Consider the following 12,581-nt stretch of genomic DNA (forward strand, 5'->3'; position numbering starts at 1 on the left):
TTGTAAAAGCCGCAGTTTACCTTATTTTGAGTAATAACTGGAATGCGCTTGTGGGTAAAAACAAGATTAAACCCCACCGTTTTGCTAAACTGCTTCGATTGATGAACTAACAGCCGATACCATGCACAGAAAAGCCCCCGGGCAGGAATTCTCAGAAGACGACGACCTGCAGCTATTTCAACAAGCCGTGCGTGGTGTTAAACCTTTGTCTCAAGACAAGGTTGTCCACCCAACAAGGCCCGTGAAACAAGCCCGAAGTCACAGTGAAAAAAATCGTCGCAGCGCTCAAGAGCAGCGAAGAATGCGAGCCAGTTTTCAGTTTTCTGATGGTTATGAGGCCTGGTTCGATCCCAATCAGCCAGTGAAATTTTCTCGTTCTAAAACCCTGTCAGGGGAAGTAAAGCGGCTGCGCCGTGGCGAGTATCCCCCCGATTTGACCCTGGATCTGCATGGTTACAATCGCGAGGATGCCAAATGGGATATTGCGGAATTTATTCATACCGCTAAAAAATATCATCACTACTGTGTGTGTATTGTGCATGGCATTGGTAGTCGGATCCTGAAACAGCAAATACCCAACTGGCTGGTGCAACATCCGGATGTTTTGGGCTTTCACGAAGCGCCACTGGAATGGGGTGGCAAAGGTGCGCTACTGATCTTATTGGATGTGCAAGACCAGGAATCGGGCGAATGGCGGCATCGCTAAGCCTGCCAAACCACTAGTCTGAAGCTTCCTCACTCACGTCGGCAAGCGGTAATACCAAGGTAAACACCGACCCTTTACCCGGCTCAGACTCCACCAGAATGTCGCCACCGTGGGCCTCGATAATCCCGTGGGACACACTTAATCCCAAACCAGTGCCCACACCGATGTCTTTAGTGGTAAAAAACGGGGTGAACAGGCGATTCAGGGTGGTTTCGTCCATGCCACAACCGTTGTCAGCAACCGCGACATTTAAATGGTTATCACTTTCTCGTACCGACACCGTGATCTTGCCGTTTTCTTCTGTGGCATGGGCGGCATTAACCAACAAATTGATCAACACCTGCTGCAGCTGGCTGGCATTGCCGTTCACCGGCGGTATTTGTTCCGGCAGTTGTAACAGTAATTGCCGATCATTTTTTAGTACATTGCCAGCCACTTTTCTCGCTTTAGAGATACAGTCGGCAATATCGACATTTTGATGTTCTGCATCACCACTGTGGGAAAAGTTCTTCAGGCTGTTAACAATATCGGCTACCTTCTCGGCACCATCTTCGTTGTCTTTTACCAGCGACTCAATATCTTCCATCAAAAACTCGATGTCATGCTCATCACATAGTTTGCTGAGGACGGCGCTGTCCAGTTGTTGGTTTTCAGATGCTTGTTGCTTAAGATCAGTAAGGAAGCTTTTTAGATCGTTGATGTAATCCTGCATCACGCGATGATTGGACAATATAAAGCCGATAGGATTATTTATCTCGTGAGCAACGCCTGCTGATAGCTGTCCGAGTGAGGCCATTTTTTCTGAATGCACCAGTTGGGTTTGGGCGGTTTCAAGACGGGTAATCGCTTTGCTCAACTGGCGGTTTTTTTGCTCCAGTTTGCGTTCATCCACGCGACGTAAAATCCCAGCTCGAATATGGCTTTTGGCCGTATCAAGCACGTACAGAGTTTCTTCGTCTAACATTTCCTGGTCGAGCACAAACACCAGCCAGCCCACTTTGTCCTGAATCAGTTCAAAATTCAGTGCCACCAGCCATTGTCCATCAATGTCGAATTTCGCCAGTCCAACAGGTGCATCGCGCATATACCAGTTATCCAGAATCTCATCCGACTCAGGCAATGCCTTGAGGATAACTGAATACAGCTCAGGTACTTCGCGCCAGTCGTTTTCACCGTACCACACGACCGCATTTTTGCTGGTGCGCACTTCCCCTCTGTCAGAAACAAAATAGGTAGCACACACAGCATTGGCAAATTTCGCGGTTAAATCGGCAGTGCTGTGCAGAAGCTCAGTGAGATCCTGATCTGATGCCACGCTGGCAGAGGCTTTAGCCAGGTATTCCAGCTCTCGCTGACGTTTATGACTGTTGTTTAAGGAGCGTTGCAGAGCTTGATTGGAATAATAGATTTGCCTGGAGTAGTCCTCCAGTTGTTTTTCCGCCGTTTTGCGGGCGTTGCGCTCGCGTTCAACTTTGCGTTGTAACACAGCGATTCTTTTTTCCAGTTCCTGACTCAAAGCAAACGCCACTTAATAAGATAGGTTAATAAAATACTAATACAGCTAAGAGAAAAGTCACCTGGACATTAGTCGAAATAGCTATACGGCATTAAAAAATCCCAAAAAACCACCCGCTCTTCAGATCCTCTTCGCAAGTTTTGAGCTGTTTTGCATAGGTTAATGAGCGAGCCTTCACTTTTTTAGATACCGCGATTAACCATTGCTTCTTGAGGTAAGTTTTGCGTTTATAACCACCCCAACCTTCGTGATAATTGAGGTATTGAGCATATGCATCCCACTTGGAAATACCGTTAATTTTATACGTCTTGCTAATAAACCATCCCATAAAATCGATGGCATCTTCAAAATCATCTCGGTCGGCACCTGAGTTCCCGGTTTCGCGGACATAATCAGCCCATGTTGGGGTTTTGGCCTGAGAGTAACCATAAGCCGAACTGACTCGTCCCCAAGGTATCAAGCCAAAGAAAATATAGTCTCTGGGGGGCCGGGCATCGTCTCGAAAGGAACTTTCCTGATACATCATCGCCATGGGCACATGAATGGGTACGCCCCATTTGTCGCGCATATCTGCAGCGGCATCATACCAATCATCTTTCTCTTCAAAAATCTCACACAGATTGTGTTTATTTTTTGGTGGAGTGGTACTGCAGGAGGCTGAAAACAGTGAAATAAAAGCCACAATAAAAATAATTTTAATTTTTTTTGTATGATTCCGGAACTTTTTGCGCACTGATGACGTCCTAATTCATGTGTGTTCTAGTTATTGTGTTTTCCCTGGAAGTAACTTACGCCTGACCTTGTTGTCAGGCGTTTTTTTTTGCACCGCCAAAAAACACATTAAACACCAAATTGTTGCCGCATAAAGGTATCAAAGTCGATCTTGTCATTCGCTTCGATCTTGGTTCGGGCCTGTTGCGACAATTCAGCCTGCTGCACAAAGAATTCCTCACTGTGCACCGTATAAGCGGCGTCCATTAATGTGCGCTTATGTTGCTCCGCCAGACTGATAGCCAACTCACCATTATCCAGTTTCTGCTCCTGCAGCATATTGAGTATGCGGCCAGAGAAGGTTAATTCTGGCTCAAGGATTTTCTCCATCTCACCCGCCAGTGCTTGGGTATAATCTTTACAGCGATTAACGTTGTCCAACAACTCTGCGAGAGGTTGCATTTCGGCTACCAGTTGTTTTGCCCAATCCCGCAATAACACCGGTTGCCCGGCCCGACTGAGTGTCGCCTCAGGACAACGACCGGTTTCCACCGCCACTTTAATATTGTGCTCAGTTTCCTCAAAATCCCCCGTTGCAAACGGCGCACTTGGACGAAGTAAACAGTGTAATAAAAACACATCCAAAAAGTGGATTTGCTGCGCTTCAACGCCAACCGGAGAAAACGGGTTAACGTCTAATGCGCGCACTTCGATATAGCTTACGCCTCTGTCATCCAATGCATCCGTAGGTTTTTCCAGACTGCGGGTCGGCTGTTTTGGTCTGATGGGAGAATAAAGCTCGTTTTCTATTTGCAGTAGATTACCATTCAACTGCTGGAACAAGCCATTGTGCTTTCCATTGAACCTTTCGAAACGCGGTGATGGCGTCTGAATAGCCTGACGCAGTGAGACTACATAGGCGTCCAGCTCGTTATAACAAATCTGCAAACTGGATTGCGCGTTATTGGTATAGCCCAAATCACTCATACGCAGGGAAGTCGCTCCTTTGAGGTAAATCGAACCTTTGCCAATTTCTTCAAACGGTAGATTTGAGCTTTTACCTTGTAAAAATGAACTGCACAAAGCCGGGGAAGAGCCATAAAGATAAGGGATCAACCAACAAATTCGGCGATAGTTACGCACCAACCCCATATACGCCGCCGAGATATCTTGCTGCGAACCTGATTGCCCCAGCGCTTCAGACAAATAAGGTGTCCAGAAATGGCCCGGCAAGGAAAAGTTAAAATGCACTCCCGCGATAGCTTGCATCATACTGCCGTAACGGTTTTTCAAGCCCTGTCGATACAAGGTTTTCATACGGCCGACATTGGACTCGCCATAATAAGCTAATCGAATTTCGTCTTGGTTTTTAATAAAGCACGGCATACTCATGGGCCACAACATCTCCTCGTCGATGTTGTGCACTACAAACTTGTGGATGTCCTGTAATTGCTGCAAAGTTTTTTGCGTGCAACTCTCCGGCGGAGTAATAAATTCCATCAGAGATTCAGAGAAATCAGTGGTGATAAAATGATGAGTTAAAGCAGAACCTAATTTTGCAGGATGATCGGTACTGGCCAGTGTTCCATTGGGATTAATTCTCAAACTCTCTCGCTCAATACCGTGCTGAATGTCACGCAATGTCGAGGCTACATGAGGTTGCTGTAGTACCGTCAACCTTTTGTAAAATGCTTTGTCTGTATTTTGCAAAACCCATTCCTATCTTTACACCGCAGTATTCTGCGGTTTTACCATAAGGCAAGCCTGATATGCGGAGCATATCGGTTATTTCAAGGGCTTACCAGTAGATACCAGTAGGCCTTATCCATAAGAGCCGTCTGAGCTGGATTAAATTTCCAGTGGGATCACTTTTCTGCCTTGTGATTCAGCCCATTGCTTTATTTCCTCGGCTAAGGACTCTGTATCCGCTACCAACACCACTTGCATGGAATCGGTCTGTAAATGCTTTGCCGCAAGTTGATTCAGGGTATCTAACGTCACGTTAGCAATAATGTTATTCTGTTGTGCAGGGTAGCTTTTATCCAGACCATATACCGTCATTTGGCGTAAAAACCGCGCCTTACTGCCCGGGGTTTCGTATTTAAGTGCATCTCCTTGGGTATAGGCGCGACGCATAAACTCCAACTCTTGTTGGGTCATACCCTGTTTCTGGTAGGTTTCAATTTCAGCAAACAGTTCTTTGAGTGCCGCCACCGTATGCTCTTTATTGATAGCACCACCGGCCTGAAAACGCCCCAGCGTTTTCCCACCCACAAAACTGCTGCGAGCACCATAGGTATAACCTTTGTCTTCTCTCAGATTGAGATTGATACGACTGTTAAACATGCCGCCTAACGGGAAGTTCATTAAATTGGTTTTGAAGTGCTCACCAGTGGCGTCATAAGCTAAAAACGGCTTAATGATGGCAACGATAGACTGCGCCGCATCAGCATCGTTAACCAGATAAATGGCTTTTTCCTCAAACTCAGGAAACGGTTTGTATTCGGGTATTTCGTAAGCTTTAGCCGGCCATGTATTGATGAAATCCAATGCCTTGAGCAATTCTGGCTTAGCCAGGCTGCCTACCGATATCACACTGGCCATATGCGCGTTGTAGTAATCGTTGTAAAACTGCTTAACATCTTCAAGAGTAATATTGTTAAGCGTCTGTACTGTGCCTGAGTCAGGGATAGCGATGCGATTCTGTTCACCGTACAGCACTCGAATTACCGCTTTTGAAGACAAGGTTTGCGGATTCTTGTCAGCCTGCTGTAAAGACTGCATAAGGCGAGTTTTTAGTCTGACAAAATCAGCCTCGTGAAAGGCCGGTCGAAATAGTTTTTCTTGCAACAAGGCCAGCGTGGCATCGATATTCTCTTCAAGACTGTTGACGTAAACCGAAGTAAAACGTCCGCCGGCGGAAAAGCTAATGCTGCTACCCAATTTTGCCAGTTCGTTGGCCATGGCTTCATTGCTGTAGTTTTGGGTGGCCTCGGACATCATCATGGCCGTCATGCTTGCCAGACCAGCTTTATCAATGGGGTCTAACAAAGGCCCACCTTCTAAATTGATAACCAGAGTAACGGTAGGCGTTTCTTTGGTTTCATGAGCCATCAAGGATATGCCATTGTTAAGTTCGGTTTGCCAGAAATCGGGAACATTAACTACCGGATTAGGCCCTGCTTTGGGCACAACTGAACGATCAAAGTCATCTTCAGCTGGCGCGGGAGCCACAGGTTCCTCGGTTACCTTGGCGCTGATGGTGCGCTCTGGTTTAACAAAATCTGGCGCTTTGGCCTGCATCGCCTGTTGCCCCGTGGGCACAATACTTAAAACAACACTGGCTTTGTCCTTAATATAGGCATTGAAAACCCGCATTACATCGGCTTTTGTGACCGAGCTGTAACGCTCAATATCGTACTGCACTTTATCTGGGTCACCGGAAAAAATCTGATTTGAGGCCAGGGTGCTGACTTTGCCAGCGACACTTTGCAAACCAAATACCGTCCCGGATTTAATGTTGGCTTTAGTGCGCTGCAGATCATCATCACTGACGCCACGCTGTTCAAATTCTTCCAGGGTTTTGCGCATGATCGTCTGCAATTGTGCCAATGACGGCACTCGCTGCGGATTGGGCAACGCAATTAATTCAAACTGACAAGCCAGTTCGCGGCAAGGATGCCCAACTCCGGCGTGTACCGCCCAACCTTCTTTCACCAGGTTTTTATAAAATAGTGAGGTTTTTCCGCCCCCCAAAATATCGGATAAAACATCCAGTGGCGCTTCATCTTCATGACGCACGTACACTGTTGGAAAGGTCATTTGCAGCAGTGGCAAATGCACATCATCTTCAATTGTCAGATAGCGGTCCTCAGCCAATTTAACTGGCATCTTTGCCAGTTTTTCCACCTTTTGTCCTCTGGGAATACCGCCAAAGTATTTGTTTACCCATTTCAGTGTTTGCGCTTCATTAATGGCTCCACCGATGCTAAGAACGGCGCTGTTTGGACCATACCAGCGAACAAAGAAGGCTTTTAAATCATTAACATCAACTCGGTTTAAATCTTCGATGTAGCCAATAACAGGCCAGCTATACGGGTGATCTTTGGGGTACAGGGCTTCTGCAATTTTTTCGGATCGCAAGCCATAAGGCTGATTATCCACACGCTGTGCCCGTTCGTTTTTAACGGTTTCCCGCTGTACTTCAAACTTTTCCTGGGTCACGGCATCCAGCAAAAACCCCATGCGATCCGCTTCCAGCCACAACACCTTTTCCAATTGGTTGGCGGGTACTGTTTGATAGTAGTTAGTGCGGTCGGAATTAGTGGTGCCGTTCATATTGCCGCCCGCTTCAGTTATCAGCTCAAAGTGTTGTTCGTCGGCAACATTTTCGGAACCCTGGAACATCATATGTTCAAAAAAGTGAGCAAATCCTGATTTACCCGGCTCTTCTCTGCTAGAACCTACATGATAAGTCACATCCACGTGTACCAGAGGATCTGAATCGTCCTGATGCAGAATAAACGTCAGTCCGTTATCCAGTTGATATTTTTTATAGGGAATTTGGTAGTCACCCTGCGCATCACTTTTGTCTTCCAGTAATACGATGCCCGATGGCAGAGACGTTTGCTCCGAAGCTGGTGTATTGACCGAGCCAGAGTATTGGCAAGCAGCAAGAGATAAAAGAGAGAGCGCCCAAAATAGACGAAATTTTACGACCATAAGATATTCCCTGAATCATAGCGGACATTGCAAATCGCTAATAATGGCATCTCAGCTTGAGAATGAGAACCCGCATTGTGTAACAATCATTGGCGGGCGAAGAATATGCTGTCGGACAACAAATAGAAATAATTCATTTTTAGCTTTGCACCTAAAGCAGTTGCATTCTCTGCCGGGAAACTGAAAAATAAGGAAAAAGCAGTTGAAGGACTCGGGGCATCGTATGCAACAGGACAAAGAAACGTTATTTGACACTGAGTTTGGGCTGAACCAGCTCAGTGGTAATAGAGATTTACTGATCAAAATGTTAGACCGGTTCGCCGCCGATTACGCATCAGTAGGTCAAGAGCTGCAAGACGCTGTTGCACAGCAAGATGTTGCCATCGGAAAAGCCAAAGCTCACACCATCAAAGGTGTTGCAGGAAACTTGGGGCTTTGGAAGCTGCATCATAGCAGTAAAGAGCTTGAGGAATTATTTAAAGCACCTGACAGTGACTTTACAGCCTGCCTGGCGAGTTTTAATCAGGTGATGAGCGATACATTCGCTGCGCTGGAACAGTTTAAATCAGGAGACAGCGCGCCCAACGATACAGGCACTCCAGTTGAAGAAACGCCGCCCGGTGGCTCACCCGTAGATGCCAAAGCCGAACTCACCACCCTGCTGGAAGGCTTTGAATTTATTGATGCCGATAATCTGCAACAACTCCTCAAGGATGCTGCTATCACAGAAGATAAGCGCGACGAAATCACGCAAGCCATAAGCGACCTGGACTACCCAAGCGCCATCGAGTTATTAAATAGCTAACAGGTTCTCGTGCAAACAAACGATTCAATGACAATCCCGGTAATCGCAGAACACCGGGATTTTTTTATTGTGAATAAACCCGCTGATATCAATGTTCATCAACAGGAACTCAGCGATGGATTAATCACTCGCCTCAAACAGCAATTGCAAAGCAACGAGTTATGGCTGGTTCATCGACTGGATCAAATCACCTCTGGTTGTCTGGTTATTGCGCGCAACAAGGAGACTACCAGCCAGCTAGGCCGGCAGTTTCAGCAACGAAAAGTGACTAAGTTCTATCTAGCACTGTGTGACAAACGTCCCAAAAAAAGACAAGGCCTCATCAAAGGCGATATGAAAAAAATTCGCTCGGGCAAGTGGGCACTGTCCCGCTCATTTGAAAATCCGGCAATAACGCAGTTTTACGATATGGGCCTGGGTAATGGTCTGAGGTTGCAACTATTAAAGCCCTATACCGGACAAACCCATCAGCTCAGGGTAGCACTCAACAGCTTGGGAAGTACCATCTTAGGAGACGACTTTTACGGTGGAACTTCAGCAGACAGAACCTATTTACACGCATGGCAAATCGCCTTTGAACTGAACGGTGAAAGGCATCAGTTTTCCTGCCTGCCACAAAGCGGAGAACACTTTCTCGCACCTGAATTCATCAATAAAACTGAAGAAATCCAGCCGGTAATGACAGAATTCCGCTGGCCAGAGATTACCTTCAATGACCCGGAGAAAGCGCCGTGAACGTTGCCGTTTTAGGTAGAGGTGCCATTGGCTCTCTGTTGGTTGCGCAAAGCCAGCTTAACCAGACACCATTTGATATGTGGTGGCGAACGCCTGAACCAGAGGATATTCGCGTATGGCTGCAAAATGGCGACACAGTATCTCTGAAACACTCTGAGAAAGTATCGCCCGATTTGCTTATTTTACCGCTTAAAGCCTGGCAGATAAGCAAGGCATTGAATGATATTAAGCCCTACCTCAGCCCCCAAACCTGTATTGCGTTATTACACAATGGTTTAGGAACCGAAGAAAATACGCTTGAGGCTTTTCCAGAGAATTCGATTTTGCGTCTAACCACCAGTAAAGCGGCCCGTAAAAACGGCGATGATGTGTATGAGACTGGCTATGGTCAAAGCCATGCCGGTTGGTTGCGCGAGCCACCAACTGCACAACGGATAGCCGTTGAGCGTTTGATAGCGCAGGTACTCGCGCCCTGTGATTGGCATAGAGATATTAGCCAACCTCTTTGGCAGAAGCTGGCCGTCAATAGTGTGATTAATCCGCTTACTGCCATACATCAAGTGAACAACGGGCAGCTTGCAGATAAAAGCTTTAGAACACATATTGATGAGCTGCTCAGAGAGTTTTGCCGCATCAGTGCGCTGGAAAACAGACACTTTGATTTTGAGGATTTGCAGGCAACCGTAGCCAAAGTGATAGCACTAACTGCAGAAAATTTTTCTTCCATGCACCAAGATATTTATCATCATCGGCCCACAGAAATTGACTACATTAATGGCTATTTACTTAATCGGGCAAAGCTTCATGGCATCACCCTACCCCTGAATCAATCTCTGTATAGTCAAATAAAGCAGTTAGAAAGCAATTACCTTAGCAGCTCAAAATCACCACAAAACAGTGCCCGAAAAAACTAAGGGCGATAAACCTTTACATTTTTAAAACCGCGTTCTTTTAAAACCAGCGCTTGCATTTTGCTCATCACTCCGCGATCACAATAAAGATAATAAGCGCGATTTTGATCCAGGTCGCCGAAGTCTGCAGCCAGCTTATAAAATGGCATAGCCTCTATAGTGCAGTGACTTATTTGCAACGGATTGTGGTCGCGCTCTGCCGGAGCGCGAATGTCTAGAAGTACTTCGCCGGGTTGCAGTTCATTACTGGATTCAACGGCGATGATTTCACGCTCGGTCTTTTCTCCGAGGGTTTTGATATCTTCTACATTTGTCGCCGACACCACTTGCTCAATGAGCGCCAGATTACATTTGGTTTCCTGCTCTAATACTTTATCCAGTGGTGCTTTGACATTGGGCTTGATGGAAATAACGCCACAATATTCCGGCATGGATTTAGCAAAATCCTCAGTACCTATCTGTCTGGCAACATCAATAATATCGGCTTTATCAGAACAGATGAGTGGACGCACCACTAACTTATCTGTCACCTGATCTATCACGTGCAAATTGCTCAGCGTTTGGCTGGATACTTGCCCCAAACACTCGCCAGTAACGAGTCCTTTGATTTGCAGGTTATCAGCAACAATACTGGCAGCACGCAACATCATCCTTTTCAGGATAACGCCCATATAACCACTCTCCACGTTTTCCAGGATATCGGCAACGATAGGTTCAAAATCCACCGCGATAAACTTGACACGGTGGGAGGGACTGTAGTTTTTCCACAAATAGTGGCTCACTTCGCGCACGCCAATTTCATGCTCTCTGCCACCTAAGTTGAAAAAACAGAAATGGGTTTTAGCACCACGGCGAATCATTTGATAGCTGGCCACACCGGAATCAAAACCACCCGACATCAAGGACAGTACATCTTCTTGGCTGGGCAACGGCATGCCACCTAAGCCTCTAAATTTGCGTTCCACCAAAATGAGTTTATTGCGATCTATTTCCAGGTGGATAGTCACATCCGGATTTTTAAGCTTAACGCCACCGGTTTCGCAAAATTGATTCAAACCGCCCCCGACGTAAGCTGCCACTTCAGTCGAGGTAAAAGACTGGTTCCCTTTGCGTTTCACCCTTACCGCAAAAGTTTTACCCTGTAATTGATTGTGCCAAACCGCTTTGACCTGCTGGTAGATATCATCAAGATCAGTATACTCAGACTCCTGCACCACCAGAATTTGATCCACCCCAGGAATACGAGCCAGCAGATACTCTACTTTGGTACAAACCTCGCTGTCATCGGATTTGACGTTCACCAGGATTTTGTCCCACTGATTCTGAATTGTAGCAGAAATGTGATTCTGTCCCAGGATCAAGCGAATGTTGGATTCCAGTAAACGAATGAAGCGCTTGCGCACATCTTTACTTTTAATGGTAATTTCGGGGTGTAACTTTACCAGGAATCTCACTGCTCTCTCCGGTTCAAAAAAGGGCGCAGATTATACCTGATTGCAATTCGAACAGGCAATTAATTGCAATAATTGTGGGTTATGCACCATCCTCAGAGACAGAAATAGGATCAGAAAACTTGGGTTTGCCCTGATTAATGGCAATTTCCACTCGACGGTTGCGATCGTTATCAGAGTCTTGCCCAGGCATCTCCAGCGGTTGGGTATCGGCTCGTCCCACGACTTCCATACGACCTTCATCAAAACCATTCACCAGCCTTAGCACCTCAGCCACAGCAACGGCTCGTTGTGCCGATAAGTCCCAGTTTGAGCGATATAGTTCATTGGAAATTTGCTGGCTGTCACTATGACCGGAAATGGTAATTTCGCCGGGCATATCCACCAGCAGGCCACCAATTTTTTGAATTACAGGGACAAATTGTGGTTGCAAGAACGCGGAGCCCGCCGAGAATGAACCATTTTCCTTGATACGGATCACAATTTGTTGGCCCAGTGATTCCATTTCAATGGAACCATCAATAATTTCACGCTGTAGCTTTTCAGCCACTTTTTTCATGTTTTCGTTAACTTGTTCCTGACTTTGTTGTTGAGTCGGCACTGAAGATGAGGAGTCCGTAGCGGTTTGCTGCGCCTGACCGCCTCGCTGTTGTCCTCGTTGCTTCTGTCGACCGCCGGCGGAGTCTTCGTCGCCCGCTTGAAACTCCAGCATTTGCTGAGTCATTTCAATGGTTTGCTGTTGAATGTTTTCAATGGGGGTGGGATCAGGACGACCAGGTCTGAATTCCATCGCTATAACACTCGTGCCTTTGGGAATATCTTTTACTTCAATCTTATTTTGCACACCAAAGGCGAACTTCATCGAGCCAGCGATTTGTTTGAATTTCAGTACGTCCATTTCCGAGAAGGCCAGCAACAGAACGAAGAAACACATCAATAACGACATGAGATCGGCAAAAGTACCCATCCAGGCAGGCAGGCCTTCGGGGGGGCACTTGGGACACTCTTCGGCTTCTTCACTCAT

At 46.5% G+C, this 12,581-nt stretch carries 10 protein-coding genes; 4 read left to right on the forward strand and 6 right to left on the reverse strand.

The window, feature by feature from the left end:
* Nucleotides 1–121 precede the first annotated feature (121 nt).
* Nucleotides 122–706, forward strand: a complete 585-nt coding sequence (gene smrB / locus AABA75_RS15485; protein ID WP_338293564.1) for an endonuclease SmrB — start codon at nt 122–124, stop codon at nt 704–706.
* Between the two features lie 13 nt (nt 707–719).
* Here the strand turns inward: smrB and AABA75_RS15490 are convergent, their stop codons facing one another.
* The 4 genes from AABA75_RS15490 to AABA75_RS15505 form a co-directional block, all read right to left on the reverse strand.
* A complete protein-coding gene (locus tag AABA75_RS15490) occupies nt 720–2,192 on the reverse strand; it encodes a sensor histidine kinase (RefSeq protein WP_338293565.1) in 1,473 nt (490 codons plus the stop codon).
* Between the two features lie 121 nt (nt 2,193–2,313).
* Nucleotides 2,314–2,904, reverse strand: a complete 591-nt coding sequence (locus AABA75_RS15495) for a hypothetical protein (RefSeq protein ID WP_425325605.1) — start codon at nt 2,902–2,904, stop codon at nt 2,314–2,316.
* Between the two features lie 158 nt (nt 2,905–3,062).
* Entirely contained in the window at nt 3,063–4,643 is a 1,581-nt protein-coding gene (gene gshA / locus AABA75_RS15500; protein WP_338293566.1) for a glutamate--cysteine ligase, read from the reverse strand.
* Between the two features lie 138 nt (nt 4,644–4,781).
* Nucleotides 4,782–7,655, reverse strand: coding sequence for a M16 family metallopeptidase (locus AABA75_RS15505; protein WP_338293567.1), 2,874 nt, complete (start codon nt 7,653–7,655; stop codon nt 4,782–4,784).
* Between the two features lie 223 nt (nt 7,656–7,878).
* Here AABA75_RS15505 and AABA75_RS15510 point away from each other — a divergent pair, with 223 nt between their 5' ends.
* Genes AABA75_RS15510 through AABA75_RS15520 form a run of 3 tightly spaced genes read left to right on the forward strand, consistent with a single transcriptional unit; the run spans nt 7,879 to nt 10,109 of the window.
* Nucleotides 7,879–8,460 carry an Hpt domain-containing protein gene (locus AABA75_RS15510; RefSeq protein ID WP_338293569.1) on the forward strand — a complete coding sequence of 194 codons (582 nt, stop codon included), beginning with the start codon at nt 7,879–7,881 and terminating at the stop codon, nt 8,458–8,460.
* A 27-nt stretch (nt 8,461–8,487) separates the two neighbouring features.
* Nucleotides 8,488–9,195, forward strand: coding sequence for a TIGR01621 family pseudouridine synthase (locus AABA75_RS15515; protein WP_338293570.1), 708 nt, complete (start codon nt 8,488–8,490; stop codon nt 9,193–9,195).
* Nucleotides 9,192–10,109 (forward strand): ketopantoate reductase family protein, encoded by a 918-nt coding sequence (locus AABA75_RS15520; RefSeq protein WP_338293571.1) that lies wholly within the window; start codon nt 9,192–9,194, stop codon nt 10,107–10,109. Before AABA75_RS15515 ends, AABA75_RS15520 begins: the two co-directional genes overlap by 4 nt.
* On the opposite strand, the gene thiI is transcribed toward AABA75_RS15520, so the two are convergent.
* Together thiI and AABA75_RS15530 are read right to left on the reverse strand one after the other, a co-directional pair.
* Nucleotides 10,106–11,560: a tRNA uracil 4-sulfurtransferase ThiI gene (gene thiI / locus AABA75_RS15525; RefSeq protein WP_338293572.1), complete on the reverse strand. Its 1,455-nt coding sequence runs from the start codon at nt 11,558–11,560 to the stop codon at nt 10,106–10,108. The genes AABA75_RS15520 and thiI overlap by 4 nt on opposite strands.
* A gap of 79 nt (nt 11,561–11,639) precedes the next feature.
* On the reverse strand, nt 11,640–12,581 hold the full coding sequence (locus AABA75_RS15530; RefSeq protein WP_338293573.1) for a flagellar motor protein MotB: 942 nt from the start codon (nt 12,579–12,581) through the stop codon (nt 11,640–11,642).

The sequence above is a fragment of the Planctobacterium marinum genome (assembly GCF_036322805.1).
GTDB lineage: Bacteria > Pseudomonadota > Gammaproteobacteria > Enterobacterales > Alteromonadaceae > Planctobacterium > Planctobacterium marinum_A.